The following is a 20,974-nucleotide window of genomic DNA, read 5'->3' as shown; positions in this document are numbered from 1 at the left end:
ATAATGCTAACCGCCCGGCCACGCCAAGGCGAGGCTCCAAACGGAGCGATCCGAAAGCGAGTGTGGACGCATAGCTCAGTTGGTAGAGCAGCTGACTCTTAATCAGCGGGTCCTTGGTTCGAGCCCAAGTGCGTCCACCAAATTTCCCTATTAAATCAGATAGATGTGAGACAAGCCCGCGAGGGCTGGAATACAGCACAGCGTCATGTATTCCGTATGTGTTCCACGAAAATTCTGCTGTCCTACAGCGTCTCTGCCCGGATAAATGGCGTAAGAAATATTTCTCGACCGAGCGGCGATGCGCGCCCGCCATCGAGCCCGTTCTGGACCGAGTTAGCATTTCATATCGACTTTCGCCCGTGAACGAATAAGAACTACCCATCGCAAAGGGGGAGCGTGTCGATAGTGGCGGATTTGACTGTATCTCTGGACGCCTACATCGTCCCGGAGGACCACAAGGTCTACAAGTGCTTTCCCGGCAAAGCCTATCGTTTCTATGAACTCGTCCGCGACGAGAGCGTCGTCTTCCTCGATATTCTTGGTCTCGAAGGTTGGATGACGATTCGACCAAGTGGAAGCGCACAGAGATCGTCGACACGATCCGTTCTGATCGCCAGAAGCGCGAAGCGGATTTGATAGCGAAGGGCCGCAAGGTCCCCAAGCGCACCGGATACAGCGCAACTGGATACAGCCGCACAGATCGGCGAGACACCACCTTCGCAATTGGCTTGTATCAGACCGCCAAGAAGGGTGATCTCATTGTCGTGCCAGCCGAAGGCTACCAACGTGACGTCCTCGTAGGTGAACTTCTGGACGCTCCAGGCAAGGTCGTGGAGATAAAGGCAAAGGATAGCGACGGCCAGACCCTCACCTACGTCGGGCGTCGTGTGAAATGGCTCGGCCGACTACCAAAGAGGCTGTTTTCCGACGAACTCATCCAACTCCTTCATAGCCAGACCGCCTTTTTCGATATCGGCAAGCGGAACTATGAAGCGATCTATGAGATCGCCTACGAAAACTTTACAGCGGGCGACCTCTACGTCGCATCCTTCAAGACGACGAAGCAGCACTTCACCTCCCGCGATAATCTGATTGTATCGGTGTGGTTCGAGGCCCTGGCCGCGATCCGCGACGCCGTTGAGGCCGACCAAACAGATGTCTTGAAGGATCAGACCTTCTATCAGATCGCGCTCGCCGCTACCGCATCCGATGCAAGCGAGCTTTCGATCAATATCAATTCGCCGGGTGAATTTGTTCTTCGCTCCGCGAAAGAGTTCGCCCTTGTGGCTATGGCGCTCTTCACCCTCGCCAGCGCGCAGCCGTCGCTCGCTGAAGCGAAGACGGCGCACGTCGAGGCGAAGGTCGTCGGGAACGCCGACACGGAGTGTCTTGGTAAGGTCGATGAAAGCGTTCGGCGCTATATCGACGCTCTCGGGGCGAAAGGTTGGCAAGAAGCGTGTAAGATGGCAGTCGACGCACGCGATTCGGCGACCCTGAAAACGGAGGCTCGTTTGAAAAATCCGCCTGTAGCGACCAAATAAGGCACATGCAGTTGGTCCATCCTGCCCTGAAAGCCTGGCCGCAGCGCGTATGGAGCGTTGCGAAGAGCCTGCTTGCGGCCGGATTTTTCATTACCGCGATCGGCTGGTATGTCAGCTATCGCACCGCTTCGCAGCTTGCAGTCGAGACGCAAGACCTATCGCGGGTTAATCAGTTTCAGGACACCGGCATAGCGGTCGATCAGGCGTTTGCGGACGTGAATGATGCAGCGGCTCATGGTCGCGCGCTGGATGCTCCGCTTCAAAAATTCAATCAAGCGGTGCGTGTTCACGCGTCGCAGGCAGACGCTCTGCGCGCGCTCATCGGGACCGGGCAAGTAGATCAGTATCTCGACCTGCTGTCGGGGTTCCGCGACGTCATGAACGAAACTCAGAATGCGACGGGATTGGGTGAGCGCTTGACGGCCTTCTCTAAAATGAAGGTTGCGCGGGACAAAGCCGTCAGCACCTCTAAGGCCGCCTAGTCACTCGTCCGTCGTCAGCAGATCGAGCGCCTGCCGCATCCCCACATAGGATTGGAACGGCACCAGCCGCTTCACCGCTTCCGCCTGACTGTCCGTTATGGCGTCACCCGTGGCCGCACCGATCGGGGCGCCTGCGGCCTTCGACACGTCGGAAATGAGGCCAGCGCTCGGGCCTAGGAGCTTTCCGACCGGATCGACGCCGATGCGCCGCAGGCCCTGGCCGCTCTGCGGAGCATCGGGAAAGGCCGCCATGAGCGGGTCTTTCAACGGATTGACGCCGGTCATCGTGTCGACCGTCGCGGCCGCCTCGATCGGCAGGGCGAAGAAGCCCGATGCGTCCAACGCCTCGCCAAGCAGATAGCCGGGGTTCTCGGCCGCCTGCGTGAAGCGCTCGTAACGCTCGCCCCCGACCGCATAGGCGCGCAGCCATGCCGACAGGAGCCCGACCGACGTCATGCCGACCATCATGCTCGTGAAGTTCGCCCGGCCCTCCTGCATCCCGCGCAGGAGCACGCGCTGATGGCTGGCGAGGTTGTAGGTCTTGAACTGGAGCAGCGCCTTGCCGAGCGGCGTATGGGCGAAGAGAGGAACGTCGCCGACGCTGCGCGTCACGACGACGCTATCCACCTCTTTCGAGATGGCGGCACGATAGACCCGGATCGCCTCCACGTCGGTCCAGCGCTCCGTGTTGGCCACGCGCACGCCGTCGAGCGTCTGCCCGTGCTCCGCGAACTCCCGGCCGATCCGGCCCGCTATGCCCTTGTCGATGCCGAGATAGGCGAGGAAGCGCGTATCGTCCGCCTGGCCAGCCGCCGCCTGCAATATCCGGTTCTGCGACATGATCGACGCAATGGCCTTCGACGCATCCGTAAAGATCGACATGCCGTTCCACGTCGAGCCGATGCGGGTGCCGTTCTGAAGCAGCCGCTCGATCGCGGTGCCGGAACGATACGGGTCGCCGATCTCGCCAAGGGTCGCGAGCCGGTTCTGAAGCACGCGCTCTGTCACCTGTCCGGCAAGCTGGGCCTCGTGGACCGACAGCCTGATCGCGTCGAGGTTCGTCAGCAGCGCGGGGACGCCCTCCGACATGAAGCGGCCGAGGCCCTGCGATGCCGCCCCGCGATACAGGTCGGACAGGTTCGACAGCACGACGCGGCCCATGCTTCGTATATAGTTGAAGGCGGTAAGGCCACGGACGATCCGGCCGAAGTCGCCATTGTTCTCCGCCGCCTTATAGGTGCCGCGCACAAGGTCGCGCATCGCGGTTAAATCCCCAATCGCCCCCGTCTCATCAGTGGCCAGCGTCTTCAACCTGGCCTCGTCGGTCCCGGCCGCCGCGCGCAGGTCGCGATAGTCGTTGCGGATGGCGTCAATCTGATCGCGCATGTCGGCGCGGCCGAAGCGACGGGCAAGCTCTGTCTCCGCCGCCATCGTGCGGCCGTAGCGTTCCGCCACCGACAGGACATTGCTGTCGAGGAACTGCGTCACTAGCGCGTCAGGGATATTGAACGTCCGGTCCTTCATGGGGCCGCGCGTGATCGGCGTCAGATATTCGGGCAGCGCCGAACCGCCTTCGCCCGTGGCGCGGCCGGTGAGCTTGTCGAACACGCTGTCGGCAATGTCGCGAGCGGCCGCCGTGAAGTCCGGCCGGCAGCGCTGGCCAGATCGACGCCTTCGCCGAGGTGCCGGATTTCCCAACGGTCATAGAATTTGCGCGTGATGCTGGCGCGCAATTCCGCAACGGCCTGCACGCGCGCATCGATCTTCGCCGGATCGAGCCGGGCAAGGCGATCCTGCAACCGCTGCGCACGCTCGCCCCGCGCGAGCGTCGTATCGGACACTTCGCGGGCGGCCGCCTCCATCGCATCGCGCAGTTCGGCCATGGCCGCGTCGGGATCGAGCGCTTCGGCCGCTTCCATGCGTCGGGATAGGCTGCTCAACCGCTCATGCCGGGCGGCCTCTGCGGCCGCTTCCCGCTTCAGCCGATCGGCCAGGGCGGCGGGCGCATCATCGCCAAGCCGTTCCGCCGCACGGGCAATGCGATCCTGCGCCCGTTCGGAGCGCTGCACCACCTCGGCAAAGGCGGTGCGGAGGTCGGAGAGCTTTTGCGCCAGCTTGCCCGGATCGAGCCGCTGCGCCTCCCGCTCGAAGACGCGACCGCGCTGGATCAGCCGCGACAGGCTCCGGCTGTTCGCCTCCTGAATGTCGGCAATCTGGCTTTGCACCGCGTCGGCGCGCTCCACCATGCCAGCATAGCCCAAATCGACATTGCGACGGCGGCCGCGAAGAGCACGACGCTGCGCGAGATATGACCGCAGGCCATCGCCACCCTCTGCGGCTACGCTCGCGGCCTGTGAGCGTGCTTCGCGGGCAGCGGTAAGATTTCCCGCCTGATCGGCCGCACGCGCCTGACGGCGATGCTCGTTGATCCGTGTTACACGATCAATCTGATCGGGGTTCGAGGCATCGAGCGCGTCGTCTGCCTCGTCTATGTCGGACAGGGCCTTGGCGCGGTCGTCGGGCGACAGGCGCAAATCGGCAAGCTCCTGATCGAGCGCACCCATGCGGCTCTTCAGCGCTTCGGCGCTCTCGGCATAGTCCTGCGCGATCCGGCCTTCATAGAAGCGGCCGACAATATCCTTGAACTCCGGCTCGCGCGCGGTGAGCGCTTCCCGGTTCCATACACGGCTGAAATAGCTGGCGGCCGTGTCGACGCCGACGTCTTCGGGCAGAAGGCCGAGATTGATAGCCTCGTTCTTGAAGGGCTCGAAGACCCGTTCGCGCCATGCCGACGCGGCGCGAGACACGAACTCATTGCCGCCAGCGTCGCCGTTGCGCATGGCGTCGCCGACCGCTTCCTCGAAATCCTGACGGCTCATGTTGAGCCCGCCCTTCTTCATGTCGGCATAGATGGCGTTGTGCGCCTTCACGGCGTCGACCATGCGGGCGTTATAGGTGCTTCGCGCGAGCGTTTCGACCGCAGCGCCGACCGTGCGCCCTTCGCCGTGCATGGTCTGATAGAGGGTATTTTCGGCAAGCTGTTGCGATACGGAACGCGCGACGGCGCTCTCGCGAAAATTGGCGCGCAGGTTCGGGCTGATCGCCTTCGTCGCGTTCGCCAGCCGTTCCGTGACATTTCCGGCGACCGTCAGATCGGCCAGGCTGGCGTGCTCCACGGCCGCAGCGCCGACGCTGCCCGGCTGCGCAGTGACGATATTGTGCAGGGCGGCCGCAGCCGTGTCCTGCTGTCCGCGCGTGAGCAGGGAGACACCGCCGCCAAGCAGACCGCCGAGCACGACAGACGCACCGATATTGAATGTGCTCTCTTCGGCAGTGCGCGTTTCCTGCGTTGCCTGAAGCACCCCTTCCTGAAGCGCCGTGGACGCCCCGGCGGCCGCACCGACGCGAAGCGCTGCCCGCCCGATTGCATAGCTACCCTTGCCTGCTGCGGCGACTTCGCCGCCGATCGGGATCAAGATCGTGGGATCGAGCACCGACGCCGCGATGCTGGCGACAACGCCTGTCGTCCCCGCTGCGGCCACGGTGCGGCGGTTCTCTTCTTCCCGGTCGATCCGGGCCTTCAACATATTGGTATAGCGGGGGTTGTTCGAGCCGGTGAAGCTCTCCCAATGATCCTCATAGGGCGTGCCCTGAATGTCCTTCCACGGGTTATAGCCCGGCTCCACCCCATTCGGTGTCGCCAAGCTGTCGCGCGCAAAGGTGATCGCGTTCACGATGGTATTGTCGGCACCGAAGGCCGCGCTGATGGTCGACAAGAGCGTCGGAGCCGGAGCGCGGTTCTCGACGTCTTCGGGCAGCGGCACCGTGCCGATGAGCGTGCCGAGGGCGGGTTCAACGCGGCGGGCGTCAACGAGAGGCATAGTGATCTCCTAGCGATATGCCCAAGCGCGAGCCTTGGCGTAGCTGTCATATGGTCGGGCGGGATCGCGCCGCTGATACCAGCCGTCCAGATCGGGCACGTTCCACGGCGGCCCGCTGAACCGATCGGCGAAAGCGCCTTCACCGATCGAAACGCCCTGCGTCCGCACCGTGGCGACAGCGATGGCAGTTTCCGGCGTCGCTCCGATCCAGCCTTGGCCCGCCGACGCGATGTAACGGACCTCGCCATCTTGGATCAGGGCAGGCTTGCCGCCCCAATCGTAAAGAGTGACGCCGATCGTCATGGCAGGCGGAAGCAGGCATTGACGACAAGCGACGTCGTGCCATCGCCAGCCGTGACGCGGGGCCGGAAGTTGCGGGCGACCACATCGTCGGCAGGGACGACCATGGCCAAGGCTGTTTGCGCGGCACCGACAAGGCCCCAATTCGCGGGCGTCGCCTCGTTACTGGCCTCGAACTGGATCGAGCCGCCCGCCCCGAGCGTTCCCGTGATCTGCCAGCTTACGAGGTCCATGCCGGAAACGGCAGCGGGTCCGCCGTCGTCGCCATTGAGCAGGCCAGTCCACGTCACATACGTGGTGCGGGACGATGAGCGGTCGAGAGTTGGCGTGCGAGTTGCCATGATAAAGTTCCTTTCTGTTACCTGCGGCCGCCGAAGCGTTTGAGATTGGCTGCGGCGGAGAGGGCCATGGGGGCGGCGATGATTTGGGCTGCGACGTCTTCGGAGAGCTTGCCGGAGCGCACGGCGGCGTCGACAAAGGCGAGGCCATCGGCGATCACCGACTTCGCGTTCTCGCCATGGGTCTCCACCATGGCCGCTTTGCAGATCGTGATTTGCTGATCGTAGGCCGCGTCGCTGGCGAAGGCCCCGGCACTATGAAGCCCGGCGATCTCGGTGAAGCCTCCCTGCGCGATCGGCACCGGCACGCCGATATCGAACAAGGCGGTCTTGAGCGCGCTAAGACCCGACGTGTCGACGATCTCCACGCCGGGCGGCAATGACTGTTCGAGCGTATAGGCCAGGGGCGATGACGGCGGCTCCAGCCCCTCTGCGGGTGTGTCGGGCGATGCGCTGGCCGCACCGTCACTGGAGCGCTGCTTCGCCAGCATCTCCAGCGTGTCGACGGCCTTGGCGCGGGCCTGCGGCGTCGGAGCGTTCATGGCCGTGTCGAGTGCAGCGGCATAGGCTGCGTCGTGGTCGACGGACGCCGGAGCGCCACTATTCGGCGCGACGGCAGCGCCGCCTTCAATGGGTTGTGTCACTTCCTGCCTCCAGTCGATTGATTGCAAGGTCTATGCGGTGCAGTTCGGCGAAGAGCCGTTCGGCCTCGATCCGTGCGCTGCGGTCGCCGCGCACAACGGCTTCGTCGGCCACCCGGCCAGCGAGACACACTTGCTCGCGTTGCAGGTAGAGCCTGCGAAGCTCATCGGCCACGTCAGACATTGGCGGCCTGCCCCGCTCGGGCGTCGGCGGGCTCTTCGCCCGGCTTCTTCGGTCGGCCCGGTGCAGGTGCGAGCCGGTCAAGGCAAACGGACAGGTGGGCCTCAATGCACGGCGGGGGAAGTGAACGATCGAGCAGGGGCATCCGCGACGGCAGGACGTGATAGAAGGCCAGGCGCTCGTTCTGGACGGCCGACAGGCTGGCAAGCAGCCGGGGCAGTTCTTCCAATTCTTCCCGGCGCGTCGGCCCGTCGCTGGCCTCCCAAATGTCCTTGGTCGCTTCGCGTAGCGCCAGCGTCGCCGCGCCAACGGCGTCGATCGCATCGTTCAATTCCTTCGCCCGTTGCCGGGCCGTGCGGCAGAGTTTCTTCAGCTTGGCGACAACGGCCACGTGTTCGGCGTCTTCGGCTTCGCGCGCCAACTGCACGGCCGCACCGTCAACGGCAGCGCGGGCGGCCGTGGTCGCGGCAATCTCGCGCTCCAGCCCCGCGCATTCGGCGTCGAGACGCTTGGCTTCTTCGGTGTTGCCCGCGACGATCGCAGCGGAGCGCCGCTCCGCCGTGTCGTCCAGTTCGGCGTTCAGGGTGTGAATGCGCTCGTCGAGCGTGCTGCCGTGGTCGGCCATGGGGTGATCTCCTTCGGTGAAGAGAATCTGCCCGGCGTCGCGCCGACATGCGATTAGCCACTATTCGGCACGCCGATCGGCCGCGAAGGGGCTGGCACAATTGCCACGTTTAACGGGTTAGGCGGCCTTGAAGGTCGATCCGGCGGGAGCGGCCGCAGTGTGGATGAGGTATAATCTCCCCAATGGGACCCGCTGCGCTGCGGCCCCCCACCCCCACCCGGCGGGGAAATTGGCCGATCGCGTTTTTCGTAGGTGGCGGCGCGCGCGCCGACACGGCACGGCCAGGGCGGCAGCGGCAAGGGCGGAGCAGGCCGACGCGGGCATTCTGGAACACATGCGGCATACATACTGCGCGCTTGGCGCAGAGGGGACGCACAGCGTCGGAATACCAGCATTTCCAGCCCATCGCGCTTCGATCAACAATCAGCGGGTCTAGTTCGGCGTCGACCCGCCAAGGTGCGAAGCCATGCTCTGCCCAACCTCTTGCCGGGACATGCCGCGCGACAACTGGACGAGCACCGCGAAGGGGAGCGAACCGGCTGGCACCATGGCCTTCAGCGCCGCCTCGCCGAAGCGCTCCGCGCATTCCTCCAGCGCAGCGCGGGCCAAGCTCTGATCGGTGGCGGGCTGGCATTCAAGCAAGGCGTCCAAGCGGGCCTGCAATGTCTCTTCGATCGTCATTAGAACAGGTCCTCCGGGTTGATATCCTGCGACGGCAGCTTGTGCACGGCGGCATTGATCGCGTCGGACTGATCGAGCATGTCGCGGCGCACGGCCGCCGCGCGCTGCTCCGCGCTCGTCGGTGGCGCATCGGCCAGGGGTGGAGGCAGCGACGGCGCAACGGTGATCGTCCTGCCCTCGATCGTGTTCGCCTCTGCCATTTTGGCCTCTGCATAGGCGATCAGGCGTTCTAGCTGCTCGTCGGTCATCCCGTCCGTTGGCGTGCTGATCTCCAGCTTCGCGTGCTTGGGCAGAATGCCGATCAGGGCCTTCAGCGTCCCGGCCGGATCGTGGAACATGGCGCGGGCGATGACGGTCGGCCCCTGTTCCTTCCAAGCGGCCTCAATGTCCGCCATGAACTCTTCGGACCAACGCGCACGCGCGCCCTTCTTACGGCCAGCATTGGGACTATTCTCCGGAACGGATAAAAAACGGCCGCCCTCATCCCGCTTCGCCGTAGCACCGTTGCTACCAAACGACTTTTCGGGTGGATCAATCATGCTCATCGGACTTTGCTCCTAGGGGGACAAACAGGGGACAGGCCATCTTTTCAGTCCCGAAACACCTAAAATATATCACCTGATTTCAATTACTTGCAGAGGGGGACAGGGGACACCCCCTACACTCTGGAAATTTTGTCCCCCTGCGGCGCTGCGCCTACGGCTGCGCGCCCGCCGATGAAGGGGCCGGGAGACAGGGTGAGGCCCCTTGTCCCCCATAGCTGTCCCCCTATGCAACGCTAAGGAATGGCGGATTTCCGGGATTTTTGCCCCACTTCCCCGATCAGGGAGACAGAGGCGCGACAGGGTGTCCCCCATGGTGTCCCCCATGGTGTCCCCCTAAAACAGCGATGCGGGGTTGATCGGCGGCGCAATGGCGATGAACTCGACACCGCCCGGCCCGAAACAGCGTTCAATGCGCCGCGCGTCGATCAGTCGCCGCTCGATCCGTTCGAAGCGCTTCTTCTTTGTAGCATTGTTGCTATCGAACCATTCGCTGTAGCAATGCTCGCGCAGCAGCTTTCGCGGGACGCCCGTTCGGCCCTCGCCAATGGCCTCCCCGGCCACCGGCAACAGCCCTTCGAAGCCGTCCATATATAGCCCTTGGTGCGGATCGAGCGCCACAGTGTTGACGGGCGCGATGATCGCCGCGCCGATCGGGTCGCCGTCTTCGTCCAGCCCAAGGTTGACGCTGCGAAGGTCGAAGTCGGCGATCGGCCCCGTCTCGGCAAAGCGGCTCTTCGTGAGCGCCAGCTTCCGGTCTTTCACCTCGCCCGTCGTTTCGCTGATATCCCCCGTGGCCGCCAAGATCACGTCGGCGCTGGCCGTCCAAGCGCTCGATCCGCGAACGCCCGCGCCGTCGCTCTTGCCGTAGTGCGCAACGGCCACGACGAGCACGTCGGCGTCGGTCGCCAGCTTGCCGAGCGCCTTCATGGCAGAGGTCGCAAGCTGCGCGTCGTTCTCGTCGACGCCGAAGGCCGCTGCGACCGTATCGACGGCGACAAGGCCAAGGCGCAGCCCGAACCGCTCCCGCATCTCCACGGCCGCCGCAGAGACAATTGCGCCGATCTCGTTCGCCTCGCTGATCTCTGCCCATGCGATCGGCAGCGACGCGGCGTCGATACCGCCAAGCCGGTGCAGCCGCAGGGCTTCAAGGCGCGGCGCGATCGTGCCCCCGCCCTCTGCGGCCAATATCAGCACGCCGACGCGCTCGCGCACGGCACGGCCGAAGAAGCTGCCCCCGGTGGCCAATGCGCCCGCAAGCTCCAGCGACAGGAACGTCTTTCCGATCCGCGATTGCCCGGCGAGCAATACGACGCCCTGCTTCGGGAGCCAGCCCTTCAGCAGCCACGACGGGCGCACCGCCGCGTCGACGTCGGACAGGAAGCGCACGCGGGCAGCGGCGGCCGGAGCGGGCGATGGGGGCGGGATGATCTCCACGCCCGCCATATCGACGGCGGGGCTCTGCGATCCGGCCGCCGACAGGCCATAGGCGAAGGCGTTATCCACCTTGGCCTCTAGCTCTTCGACGGACCACGGCGGAGCATTGCCCTCGTTCCAATCAAGCATGACGTCCAGCGCCATCCCGGCCGAAAGGCCCATGTCCTTCACGATCGCGGCCGTGCGATAGGTCCAATCGTCGCCGCCCTGGCCTTCCACGGCCGGGGCGCGGGTGCGCAGAAAATCCCGCGCCCGCTCGATCGCCTCCAGTGTGTCCAGATCGGTCGACGGGGCCGTCGTATCGGCGCGCTCCCGTGCTGCGGCCAGCCGGGCAAGGAAGTGCAGCGGCGCGGCGGCCACAGGGCCGTCCCGCTCGATCTCATAGTGCCCCGTATCAATGACGCTGCCTGCGCCAAGAACATAGCCGTGGCGGCCGCGCACGTCCAAACCGGGGCCGGGATGATCGGCCGAATTGGCCACTTCGCGATCGGTGCGGAAATAGAGGTGCTTGCCCCCGGTCGGTGTGCGAACGGTTAGCGTCGGCGCGCCGAGCTCCAGAGCGGCAAGGGACGCGAGCCCCGGCTTCCCCCGCTTCGTGTCGACGTCCAGCACGAGCAAATCGCCGCCCGTCAGGACGCCGACGTTGTGGGGCAGTGGCCAGCCCTCGCCCATCACCGGGTCGGTCCAGAGCGCCCGCACCTTGTCGGGATCGCCCGTGGCCACGGCGGGAAAATCGGCAACGAGCGGAGTCTTCGTGCCCGCAACGATCGGGAAGACTTTGAAGCCCCTCGCCGCCCACGCCAGCGCGGCTTCGCGCATATCGCCGGGTTCGGATTTGGAGCGGAGGACGTCTAGAACGGTGGCCATTGTTGTGTCTCTTGTGACCAACGGCGTTATCCTTGCGGGCACCGGGCGCGCCCTGCGGCGCGATGATTGGAAAAATGGGCTAGGCGCGCAGCCAGCCGGGAGGAATTATCCCGGCGGCCAGATCGCGCGGCGCTGATCGGTTCCGGGGGTTGAGCGCCTGCTTCGCGGCGCGAGCCGGAACGAGCCACGGCTGCTCTTCAGGGCCGGTCGGAACGTCAGCAATCGCGACAATGACCTTATAGCCCGGTGGAACGGACAATTGCTCGTGCGGACGCGCCCGGCGCAGCGTCACCTTGACTTCACGGCAGAGTGCCGCCGTCCCGCGCCCCATCACGTCCGCCTCGCCTGGCCGACAATTTCAGGGGTGAGCGGCCGTCGCCAATCCTCATCGGGATTGGCACTATACCAATCGGGAAAGGGGCTACGGTTCGGCGCGAATGCGACCCGGCTCCGCTTAATCACGCGCGGGTCGCAGGTCCGCCGCACAATGCACGCGGGCTGCTCCAGCGGCCGAAGCACCTCTGCGCGGTCCTCGTCCGTGGTCGCGATGCGGACGAAGGCTCCAAGCCGGGCAGCGTCACGGTGATCGCGGTAAGGGTCGGGATGCACGCCCGGAACAGGGTCGCCATGGCGGCACCAGTTGCGGGTTTGGCCATCGGGCTCGATTCTGCTATGAAGCACCGTCGTTTCCTTTCGACGCATCAAGCCGGTTGCGCGGGTCTCCAGTTCGCGCGATCGGCTTTTCGTTTGGGGATCAGGCAGCTTCGCGACCGGCTTCAAGCCATGCGCGGGCGTCGGCCATCGGGATCAGGCGGCGCTTGCCCCGCTTCACGCTGCCGAGCTTGCCTTCGGCGATCAGCCGCCACGTCCAAGCAGGCGACACGCCCGCCCACTTGCAGAACGCGGGCACGGTGAGCGCTCCGGGCTCCAGAATATCGTCTTGGACTGTCACTGTCTGTTCTCCGCCGTGTATCGACAGGTGGAGAATGCGGCCCATGCGGGCGCATGGCGATTAGCCACTATTCGGCAAAAGCTCCGCGTCCAGCAAACGCTCCAGCGCCGACTCCAGAACGGGCCGAAGCTCACGGCGGCCGCGCAGCCAGTTCACATGCGCGACAAGGTGCGGGTCGCGCCGGAGCCGCTTCTTATAGAGGGTGTCGATATCGGCGAGGAATTGCCGATTTTCCTCCAGACGGCGGGAAGCCTTGATCTTCAAAGCTAGATCGGGCTCGTCCTTGTCGGCCAGGGTCTCGCGGTCGTATTCGACCTGCTTTCGCATCGTCGCGTAGGTTTGGCCGTCCAGCGGGTCGCGCCCCAACAGGAGCAACACGGCGTCCTGTGCCGCGCGGGAGAGGTTCGGACCCTTGGGGCCATCTGGAAAGCGACGAAGCGCCAGAAGGCAGATTGCGAGCGAATAGGCGCAGCCAACAAGCCAAGCGCGATTGGCATCCATGGCGCGAGGATTGCGCTCGCCACGCGGCCAGCCCGGTCGCGCCTGCACCACACGCCGAAGACGCCGATCAGGGTCTAGGGCACGCGCGCCCGCACCGAGCAACGCCAAGCGCTTCACGCCACTTCGGCCCTAACGAACGGCACGACGTTGGCGGCCTTGTCGCCTAGCACGGTCGTTTCCATGAAATTCGCCCATGCGCTCAAGGCGGCCCGGCGTTCCTCGAAGCGGTCGCTGCGGTTGTATGTCCGCATGATCTTCGACGTCGTGGCGCTGGCCGTGTGGTTCAAGCACCGATCGGCCACGGCCGGGTCGACGGCTAGGTGATCGCACGCCATGGTCGCGAAGCTCGTGCGCAGATCGTGGATCACCCATTCGGGCATCGGCTCCGGCTCGCCGCCGTTGGCCTCTGCGGCCTTTGCTCGTGCTTCGGCGATAGCAGCGTCCAGCCGCCGCTTGCCCTTGGCGAAGCCGCTTACCGGGCTATAGCCGGTCGTGCTGAAGAGGTAGGGATTGGGCTTTGCCCGGCCCTTTTCGTCGACACTTTCAGTCGGCCGTTCCTCGTCGGCCAAGGCTTCCGCGATGATCGAGCGCGCCAACGGCGACAGGGGCACGCGGAGCGCCTGGCCGTTCTTCGTGCGGCTGGCCGGTAGGGTCCAGACAGCGGCCTCCGCGCTAAGGTCCAGTTCGGCCACCGGCAGGCCCGCGATCTCTTCGCGGCGCATCGGCAGCACCATAAGCAGGCGATACATAGGGCCGAAGGGGTAGCCGAGCGTCCCGGCCGCCTCCCAAATCTCCGCAAGCTCGTCGACGGTATGATAGCGGTCGCGCTGATTTTCCTTGCCGGGCTTCTTCACCGTCCCGGCCGGATTGGCCGCGATAATGTCCTCGTGAATGCACCAGTTGAAAAAGGCGTTCGCATAGGCGAGCGCCCGATTGGCGGCGATCGGTGACGTCTTCGCGTGCTTCTTTACGGCGTCGGCGATATCGGCCTTCGTGATCGAAGCGGGCTCCCGCCGCACCAGTTCGCGGAGAAGCCCCTTCTTCCCGTCCAGCGCCCGGCGCACCGCAGTGCCCCGGCGGAGGTTGGCCAGTTTCTCCCGTTCGTATTGGTCGAGCACGTCGGCGAGGCTGCGGCGGCTCTTCGCCGCTTGCTCTGCCTGCCGCACGGCTTCGCGTTTTTCGGCGTTGGGGTCGCCGCCCGCGTCAATGATGCGGCGCACGTCCTGCGCGGCGGTGCGCGCGCCGGGGATATCCATGGCGGGCCAACGGCCAAGGGTGATGCTGGCGCGCTTCCCGTTCTTCAAGCGCGGATTGCTGATCCACGAGGCGCTGCGCTCGCCGACCACCAGCAACAGGTTCGGCTCGCGATCATCGCGAAGCCGTATCCGCTCGCCCTTCTTCACCTTGGCGATGGCTGCGACGATCACGGGCTTGGTCAAGGCGGCGGGCATGGTATGCGCTCCATATGTATTCCAAAAAGCCGCTATCGGAGGGTAGAGCCCGGTATCGACTTGTATAGAATCTAGGAGCGGACCCGCTGACATGTCAAACGTGTTTAACGGGTTATACGGGGTTTATAGTGGAATACAGGATCGTCACGGAGGGTCTAGTGGAGAGATGGCCGGACGCGCCTGCCTCGACTCTTAATCAGCGGGTCCTAGGTTCGAGCCCTAGTGCGTCCACCATTTTCTCCCAGAAAATACAGCGTTTCATCGCGTGGTGGCACTGCCGTACCTTGTTCTAACGGACCTACCGTAAAAAGATTCCCCGCCCCGGATGCTGACCGGATTTCGCTTCGCAGAAGCGGGCCGTCGGCTAGTCTGGCTTGCTGAGGCCCAGCAACCCCACCCTCCCCCAAACATGACGAAGTCGCGCGTTACGCGTAGAATTTACGCGAAGCGCGCAGGGCTTTCTCCTTAGACCGCAACTCTTTCCAATAACTCCATCAACAGTGGCCGCAGCCGCCCGATTTCCTGCCGATGCGCAGCGCTGAGTGTGGTGAGTATCCCGTGCGCCTGCTCAGTCAGTTCGAGCAGCGCCTGCCGACGATCCTGCTCCGATAAACGCCGCCGCACGAGGCCCAGCGCCTCCAGTCGGTCGACAAGGCCAGTCGCGCTATGGGGTTTGAGGATCAGCCGTTCCGCGACATATCCGACCGTCGCCCTGCCCCGTGGCGCGGCGCGGATGGCGAGGAGAGCTTGATGCTGCTGGGGCGTCAGACCGCACTGCGCCGCCTCCCTTTCGCTGAACGCCTGGAACTGCCGCAGGGAGAAGCGGAAATCGGCAAGGGCCGCATAGTCATTGTCGGTCAACTCATCGGCCATGCAACATCATAGCGTGCCAAGGGGCATTGATAAATATCGTAATGCGATATAGTTGCTCCCCGCATGACCTCATCGACTTCCTATCCATCGCAAAGCCTTCTTGCCGATCATAGCGCCAACCTACGCATGATGATGCTGGCCGCCGCCGCACTGATCGTCGGGACGGGCGGTGCTCTGGGCGCATGGCTGCTGCTTCGGGCGATTGCGGTAGCGACCAATCTCTTCTGGTTCGGGCGGCTCTCTGCCGCGCCTACTGCGATCACGGACAACATGCTGGGGATCGGCGTCATCGCGGTTCCGGTCATAGGCAGCCTGATCGTAGGCGTGATGGCACGCTATGGGTCGGAAAAGATTCGGGGGCACGGCATTCCAGAAGCGATCGAGGCGATCCTCTATGGCGAAAGCCGCTTGTCGCCCAAGGTTGCGGTGCTGAAACCCCTCTCCTCTGCAATTTCCATCGGCAGCGGCGGGCCGTTCGGCGCGGAGGGGCCGATCATCATGACCGGCGGAGCGATCGGGTCTCTATTCGCTCAACTCTTTCATCTGAGCGCGGCGGAGCGCAAAACCCTACTGGTCGCGGGCGCCGCAGCGGGTATGACAGCGATCTTCGGCACGCCCATGGCCGCCATCCTGCTCGCCGTTGAGGTTCTGCTGTTCGAGTGGAAGCCGCGCAGTTTTGTGCCAGTGGTTATTGCAGTGCTGATCTCACTGCTGTGGCGGCCAGTGCTGATCGAAAGCGGGCCGCTCTTTCCCGTGCATCATGCGGTGGAACTGACGCCAGTGCTGATCGGAATTGCACTGGGCATGGGGGCAATCGCAGGGGTGCAGGCGACGTTGCTGTCTGCGCTGCTGTATCGGATCGAGGATATGTTCGGACGTCTGCCCGTCCACTGGATGTGGTGGCCAGCGATCGGGGGGCTTGCCGTCGGCATCGGCGGGCTGTTGGACGCGCACGTGCTGGGCGCGGGTTATGAGAGTATCAGGGGCCTTCTGGACGGCTCGTTGGCGGTGCGAGTGGCGCTGGCGCTGTTGGTGGTTAAGGCGGCAGTGTGGCTGATCGCGCTAGGATCCGGAACGTCGGGCGGCGTGCTGGCGCCGCTCTTGATGCTGGGCGGGGCATTGGGCTTTTTGCTGGGTCAGTATCTGCCGGGCGGGAGCGCGCTGTGGGCAATGGCGGGGATGGCCGGGACGATGAGCGGGGCGATGCGCGCGCCGCTGACCGCCGCCTTGTTCGCGGCGGAGCTAACCGGGGATTTCGCGATGCTGCCGCTGACGATTGCGGCGTCGGTGGGGGCCTATGCGGTAAGCGTACTGCTGATGCGGCGCTCGATACTAACCGAGAAGATCGCTCGACGCGGGCGGCATGTGCTTCAGGAATATACGGTTGATCCGTTCGACTTCCTTCAGGCTGGGCAAGTGATGACGCGAGAACCGCAGACGCTGGAAGGAACGATGTCCATTGGTGCGGTCATTGGCTTCTTTGCGGGGCAGGCCGTCCATCGCAGTTACCCGGTGGTGGACAAGGAAGGGCGGCTCATCGGCCTTGTTTCCCGTTCTGATGCGCTGCGCTGGCAGGTGGACGGCGCGCCTGTGCAAGCGACCCTCGCAGAAGTCTTGTCCGATGCATCGCAGCCCTATGGCACGCCGGATGATCCGATCAGCCGCATCGCGGACATGATGGTCGATGCAGGCATCGGCCGCATTCCGATCGTCGAGCCCGCATCGCGCAGAGTCATCGGCATTGTGGCTCGGCAGGACCTGCTCAAGCTCCGCTCCGTCCATCGCGGCGCGGAGGTGGCTCGGACGAGGGGATGACCGAGCCGTTCGGTCGGCGGCGGTTACACGATCAAGGCGATACGACCATGGCGGCCCGCGAAGCCCGCTGACCCAAACCCAAGGAAGGAAGCTGGGGCCATGATCGGCGTCGAGGAGGGTGCGCCGCCCTCCATCGTGACGATCCGGGCACGACATCTTCAGAAACGATACTGCTCGATGGACCACCCTGTTAGGCGGAGCCATCTGAGCCACCTTCTCCGCGTCTCAGTGCCTAGATTTCCCTGACGATCAGGAAATGGCCAGAACGCCCTGATAGGCGGGATCTTCCAGAGCCTTGCCCGCTCCCATTGCCACGCACATCAGCGGCATTTCCGCGACCTTCACTGGCAAGCCGGTTTCCTCCATCAGCGCCTGGTCCAGTCGCCGCAGCAACGCGCCGCCGCCCGTCAGGGTGATGCCTTCCTCGATGATGTCCGCCGCCAGTTCCGGCGCGGTCTTCTCCAGGGCTGTCCTGACCGCCATCTTGATCTGGCCGACGGGTTCTGCAAGCGCGTCCACGATTTCCGCCTCGCTGATCGTCATTTCGGCAGGGCGGCCATTTACCAGATCGCGGCCCTTGACCACTATCCGCCGCCCTTCGCCGTCGGGTAGCGTCGCCGCGCCGAGTTCACATTTCACTCGTTCGGACGTTGCTTCGCCGATCAGGAGGTTGTGGTTGCGCCGGATATGCGATGCGATCGCATCGTCCATGCGGTCCCCGCCGACCCGCGCGGAATTGCTGTAGGCGATCCCGCGCAGCGACAGGACCGCGACTTCGGTTGTTCCGCCGCCGATATCGACCACCATCGCACCGCGCGGTTCCGTAACCGGCAATCCCGCGCCGATCGCCGCCGCCATCGGTTCCTCGATTAGTTGGACATGGGCGGCCCCGGCATTGGCCGCGGCATCGCGCAGCGCGCGCCGTTCCACCATGGTCGATCCGGACGGAACGCAGACCACGACCTCATGGCGTCGGCCAAAGCGGCTGCCGTTCAGCGCCTTGTCGATGAAATGCTTGATCATCTGTTCGGCGACGTCGATGTCCGCGATAACACCATCGCGCAAAGGCCGGATCGCCTGGATATTGGCGGGCGTCTTCCCCATCATCAGCTTTGCTTCATTGCCCACCACCTTTACGCGACGGAACCCCTGCCGGGTTTCGATGGCGATGACCGACGGCTCATTGAGGACGATCCCCCGGTCGCGGACATGGATAACCGTGTTAACAGTGCCAAGGTCGATGGCCATGTCAAAGGCAGAGGACGAGAAAAACCGGGGCAATTTCATCGAACAGAGGCAATCTTTTTGCGGGAGGGAAATGCTTGCCTCGCCCCTGCCGATGCCTCTAGGCGAGCAGAAGAGCGCTGCGACGACCCGTCCGGTAACCGGGTTCAACCGAAAGGCCCAGCCGTGGCACTAGCGCATTGGGAAATCCGCCCTGGCCCGGAACAACGCTCATTCTCTAGAGAAGCCAGCCCTCCCCGCTGCGGCCCAACGATTGTCCTTCCTGTAGAAACGCCACATGCCATAAGTCCGGAAGGCCAAATTCACCTGGCGATATCCCAGATTTTCAACAACGGCAGCGACGCCGATCATGAAAAGGTCGCGTGCACTGGGCGTCCGTCTGAGCTGCATTTCCTCAAGCGCCAGGGTTCCAAGACTGAGCGCGGTTCCGAACAGCACCGTCAAAGAGAAGAAGGCAAGCACGACCGTGCCCGATCCGATCCCCAGAAAGTAAAGGATGGGGATCAAAAGATAGCCCAACAGTTCGCACGGCGGTCCGAGCACATCTTCAATCACGATCAATGGCATTCCGATCAGACCGATACGGCCGTAACGAGGGTTGAACAGCATGCGCCTATGCTCGACAATCGTCTCCAGCGCGCCCTGCTCCCACCGGGCGCGCTGGTTGCGCAGCCCTCTCCAGTTTTCGGGCGCATCGGTCCAGCATACCACTTCAGGAACGAAGGCAATGCGATAAGGCCGCTTCTGCTCCCGCATCCGGCGATGGATACGGGTGACGACTTCCAGATCCTCACCGACCGTGTCGTGCCGGTACCCGCCTATTTCCACCAATGGCGCCCGCCGGAATATGCCGAAGGCCCCGGAAATCAGCATCAGCATATCGAGCCGCGCATTGGCGATGCGGGCCGTCAGGAAAGCCCGAAGATATTCCAATATCTGATAGCGCGGCAACCAGCGACGCGGCAGCCGGATCTGGCGAACATGCCCGCCTTCGACAATTGATCCGTTCGCGATGCGAATGGCTCCGCCTACTGCCATCAACGAACCATCATCTGTCATGAAAGGCTCCGCAGCGCGCAGCAAGCCATCGGGCTCAATAATGGAATCGGCATCGATGACGCAAACCAGCGGCGCGGCGGCAAAGCCCAATCCGGCGTTCACGGCGTCCGCCTTCCGCCCATTCTCCTTGTCGATCAGGATGAGGTTCGGATAGCGAGCGGAACCATATATCCCTAAAATGCGCGTTTTCTGAAGCGCCGCCAATTGTTCTCGTTCAATCGGGCGGAGATCGAACTCCTGAATCAGGACGGACAAGGTTGCGTCGTTGGACCCGTCATTGACCAGTATCACTTCATGGTCCGGATATTCCAGCGCCAGCAAGGCGCGCGCGCTGTCTGCGATTGACAACTCTTCATTGAAGCAGGGCGCGATGACGGACACGGGGAGGGCAAGGTCGGCATAGCGAGACCAGAGGTCATAGGATCGCTGAGCAGGTCTGACACGCGTGGCAAAGACTCGTGCAGCAAGCAGCAACTGGATAGTCGAAACGAGATTGCGAACGGTCACGACCAGAAAGCACAGGACACCTATCACGACCATGGTGCCCAGCCCGACGCTTTCCAACGTCGAGGATATAGAACCCACGTCCATCAGGCAGTCCCCAGCACCTGTTGAGCCTGCTGTGCGCGAAGGCGTACCCAGGGCGAAGGATCTTTGCGCAGTTCCGCGATAGCAGGCAGGCTGCTGTTCAGCCTCATCAACTGACACGCGCGGATGGCTCGGGCACGGACGGGAGGCACGGGGTCGTTCAAAAGCGGCAATATCCATTTGGCGCTGCCGGGGTGCCCCAATCGGGCGGCCGAATCCAATGCAGCCAGACGCACAGGCGCATGGGTGTCGGCGGCGGCAGCTTCCAATAGTGGAAGCGCAGAGAAATCTTCGGTCCACCCAAGGGCGTCGATCACAAGCGCCCGGACTGCTGGGGGCAAATCGGCGGACTGAGCCAGGCTGAACAGTTCGGACGGATGGCGTGCAGCGATCAACCTGAACAAGGTTCGATGTAACGGCGTGATTTGCGCGCTTCGCAGGTCCAGATGGTCAATCAACTCGTTTGGCGGAGGCAAGGCATCCAACCGAGCAAGCAGCGAAGCGGCCTCCAACCGCGTGTCGAGCTTCGGATCCTCCCGCAGCACAAGGTAGAGCATATCGATCGCCTGCCCTCCTCCTATACTGCCGAGTAGTCGCAGGGCGTCGATCTGCCGCCTCGGCCGGGGCCGCCTCGCCGCCACCAGCGCCTGCTTGAGCAACCCTTGCTCCTCCACCAGGGCAACGAGCCGCTCTCTTTCTTCACCCCTGAGAAGTTGAACAATCCGGCTGATCGCCGCCAGTCTTTCAGCTGGGCGGGCAAGCTGGAAAGCGGGCGACGCGGCGATATTTTGGCCAGCCCCCAGGATTTCCCTCGTCAGGGCGCGGGTCAGTTCCGCCCTCGCGACGCTGGCACGCTCCTTTCGATCACGGCGCATCACCAGGAAGAGCAGCCAGGCGGCCATCGCCAGCGCCCCGTAGACGGATATGAATATGGCGATCCGGGCAACATGATCGGCGATGGGGAAGCCCGGCAC

22 protein-coding genes and 1 tRNA gene are annotated in these 20,974 nt (G+C 63.9%); 4 read left to right on the top strand and 19 right to left on the bottom strand.

The genetic code is table 11. From position 1 onward, the window contains the following. Positions 1 to 64 precede the first annotated feature (64 nt). The 3 genes from ACZ5YV_RS03975 to ACZ5YV_RS03965 all read left to right on the top strand — a co-directional run bounded on the left by ACZ5YV_RS03975 (position 65) and on the right by ACZ5YV_RS03965 (position 2,023). Positions 65 to 140: transfer RNA gene (locus tag ACZ5YV_RS03975), tRNA-Lys, on the top strand. A 411-nt stretch (positions 141 to 551) separates the two neighbouring features. Continuing rightward, complete coding sequence (locus ACZ5YV_RS03970) at positions 552 to 1,541, top strand: hypothetical protein (RefSeq protein WP_464788676.1); 990 nt, start codon at positions 552 to 554, stop codon at positions 1,539 to 1,541. A gap of 5 nt (positions 1,542 to 1,546) precedes the next feature. Then, entirely contained in the window at positions 1,547 to 2,023 is a 477-nt protein-coding gene (locus ACZ5YV_RS03965; RefSeq protein WP_464788675.1) for a hypothetical protein, read from the top strand. Here ACZ5YV_RS03965 and ACZ5YV_RS03960 read toward each other — a convergent pair whose 3' ends face one another. The 16 genes from ACZ5YV_RS03960 to ACZ5YV_RS03885 all read right to left on the bottom strand — a co-directional run bounded on the left by ACZ5YV_RS03960 (position 2,024) and on the right by ACZ5YV_RS03885 (position 15,293). Beyond that, positions 2,024 to 3,631: a hypothetical protein gene (locus ACZ5YV_RS03960; protein WP_464788674.1), complete on the bottom strand. Its 1,608-nt coding sequence runs from the start codon at positions 3,629 to 3,631 to the stop codon at positions 2,024 to 2,026. It lies immediately after the preceding gene. Further along, positions 3,568 to 5,904 carry a hypothetical protein gene (locus ACZ5YV_RS03955; protein WP_464788673.1) on the bottom strand — a complete coding sequence of 779 codons (2,337 nt, stop codon included), beginning with the start codon at positions 5,902 to 5,904 and terminating at the stop codon, positions 3,568 to 3,570. Before ACZ5YV_RS03955 ends, ACZ5YV_RS03960 begins: the two co-directional genes overlap by 64 nt. Positions 5,905 to 5,913: 9 nt before the next feature. Continuing rightward, a complete protein-coding gene (locus ACZ5YV_RS03950) occupies positions 5,914 to 6,207 on the bottom strand; it encodes a hypothetical protein (RefSeq protein WP_464788672.1) in 294 nt (97 codons plus the stop codon). Further along, positions 6,204 to 6,545 (bottom strand): hypothetical protein, encoded by a 342-nt coding sequence (locus ACZ5YV_RS03945; protein WP_464788671.1) that lies wholly within the window; start codon positions 6,543 to 6,545, stop codon positions 6,204 to 6,206. Before ACZ5YV_RS03945 ends, ACZ5YV_RS03950 begins: the two co-directional genes overlap by 4 nt. Positions 6,546 to 6,562: 17 nt before the next feature. Further along, on the bottom strand, positions 6,563 to 7,186 hold the full coding sequence (locus tag ACZ5YV_RS03940; RefSeq protein ID WP_464788670.1) for a hypothetical protein: 624 nt from the start codon (positions 7,184 to 7,186) through the stop codon (positions 6,563 to 6,565). After that, positions 7,170 to 7,367 carry a hypothetical protein gene (locus tag ACZ5YV_RS03935; RefSeq protein ID WP_464788669.1) on the bottom strand — a complete coding sequence of 66 codons (198 nt, stop codon included), beginning with the start codon at positions 7,365 to 7,367 and terminating at the stop codon, positions 7,170 to 7,172. Before ACZ5YV_RS03935 ends, ACZ5YV_RS03940 begins: the two co-directional genes overlap by 17 nt. Next, positions 7,360 to 7,989, bottom strand: a complete 630-nt coding sequence (locus ACZ5YV_RS03930; protein ID WP_464788668.1) for a hypothetical protein — start codon at positions 7,987 to 7,989, stop codon at positions 7,360 to 7,362. The genes ACZ5YV_RS03935 and ACZ5YV_RS03930 overlap by 8 nt, the downstream gene beginning before the upstream one ends. 432 nt (positions 7,990 to 8,421) lie before the next feature. Beyond that, positions 8,422 to 8,670: a hypothetical protein gene (locus tag ACZ5YV_RS03925; protein WP_464788667.1), complete on the bottom strand. Its 249-nt coding sequence runs from the start codon at positions 8,668 to 8,670 to the stop codon at positions 8,422 to 8,424. Next, positions 8,670 to 9,215, bottom strand: coding sequence for a hypothetical protein (locus ACZ5YV_RS03920; RefSeq protein ID WP_464788666.1), 546 nt, complete (start codon positions 9,213 to 9,215; stop codon positions 8,670 to 8,672). Before ACZ5YV_RS03920 ends, ACZ5YV_RS03925 begins: the two co-directional genes overlap by 1 nt. Positions 9,216 to 9,548: 333 nt before the next feature. Next, a complete protein-coding gene (locus tag ACZ5YV_RS03915; RefSeq protein ID WP_464788665.1) occupies positions 9,549 to 11,516 on the bottom strand; it encodes an AAA family ATPase in 1,968 nt (655 codons plus the stop codon). 79 nt (positions 11,517 to 11,595) lie between these two features. Further along, positions 11,596 to 11,850: a hypothetical protein gene (locus ACZ5YV_RS03910; protein ID WP_464788664.1), complete on the bottom strand. Its 255-nt coding sequence runs from the start codon at positions 11,848 to 11,850 to the stop codon at positions 11,596 to 11,598. After that, the gene (locus ACZ5YV_RS03905; protein WP_464788663.1) at positions 11,847 to 12,197 is read right to left on the bottom strand and encodes a hypothetical protein; all 351 of its coding nucleotides are present in this window, start codon (positions 12,195 to 12,197) and stop codon (positions 11,847 to 11,849) included. Before ACZ5YV_RS03905 ends, ACZ5YV_RS03910 begins: the two co-directional genes overlap by 4 nt. Positions 12,198 to 12,270: 73 nt before the next feature. Then, the gene (locus ACZ5YV_RS03900) at positions 12,271 to 12,468 is read right to left on the bottom strand and encodes a helix-turn-helix domain-containing protein (protein WP_464788662.1); all 198 of its coding nucleotides are present in this window, start codon (positions 12,466 to 12,468) and stop codon (positions 12,271 to 12,273) included. Between the two features lie 60 nt (positions 12,469 to 12,528). Continuing rightward, complete coding sequence (locus tag ACZ5YV_RS03895; protein ID WP_464788661.1) at positions 12,529 to 12,969, bottom strand: hypothetical protein; 441 nt, start codon at positions 12,967 to 12,969, stop codon at positions 12,529 to 12,531. Positions 12,970 to 13,082: 113 nt separating this feature from the next. Continuing rightward, positions 13,083 to 14,420, bottom strand: a complete 1,338-nt coding sequence (locus ACZ5YV_RS03890) for a tyrosine-type recombinase/integrase (RefSeq protein WP_464788660.1) — start codon at positions 14,418 to 14,420, stop codon at positions 13,083 to 13,085. A gap of 465 nt (positions 14,421 to 14,885) precedes the next feature. Further along, positions 14,886 to 15,293 carry a MarR family winged helix-turn-helix transcriptional regulator gene (locus ACZ5YV_RS03885; RefSeq protein WP_464788659.1) on the bottom strand — a complete coding sequence of 136 codons (408 nt, stop codon included), beginning with the start codon at positions 15,291 to 15,293 and terminating at the stop codon, positions 14,886 to 14,888. A 63-nt stretch (positions 15,294 to 15,356) separates the two neighbouring features. On the opposite strand from ACZ5YV_RS03885, the gene ACZ5YV_RS03880 reads away from it, so the two are divergent. Then, on the top strand, positions 15,357 to 17,108 hold the full coding sequence (locus ACZ5YV_RS03880) for a chloride channel protein (RefSeq protein WP_464788658.1): 1,752 nt from the start codon (positions 15,357 to 15,359) through the stop codon (positions 17,106 to 17,108). Between the two features lie 249 nt (positions 17,109 to 17,357). Here ACZ5YV_RS03880 and ACZ5YV_RS03875 read toward each other — a convergent pair whose 3' ends face one another. The 3 genes from ACZ5YV_RS03875 to ACZ5YV_RS03865 form a co-directional block, all read right to left on the bottom strand. Beyond that, positions 17,358 to 18,395, bottom strand: coding sequence for a rod shape-determining protein (locus tag ACZ5YV_RS03875; protein WP_460985936.1), 1,038 nt, complete (start codon positions 18,393 to 18,395; stop codon positions 17,358 to 17,360). A 168-nt stretch (positions 18,396 to 18,563) separates the two neighbouring features. Next, positions 18,564 to 20,003, bottom strand: a complete 1,440-nt coding sequence (locus tag ACZ5YV_RS03870) for a glycosyltransferase family 2 protein (protein WP_464788657.1) — start codon at positions 20,001 to 20,003, stop codon at positions 18,564 to 18,566. Next, the gene (locus ACZ5YV_RS03865) at positions 20,003 to 20,974 is read right to left on the bottom strand and encodes a HEAT repeat domain-containing protein (protein WP_464788656.1); all 972 of its coding nucleotides are present in this window, start codon (positions 20,972 to 20,974) and stop codon (positions 20,003 to 20,005) included. The genes ACZ5YV_RS03870 and ACZ5YV_RS03865 overlap by 1 nt, the downstream gene beginning before the upstream one ends.

It is taken from the genome of Sphingobium sp. TomTYG46, assembly GCF_055396345.1.
The sequence above is the reverse complement of the archived record's forward strand: the minus strand, read 5'-3'. Positions and strand labels throughout refer to the sequence as shown.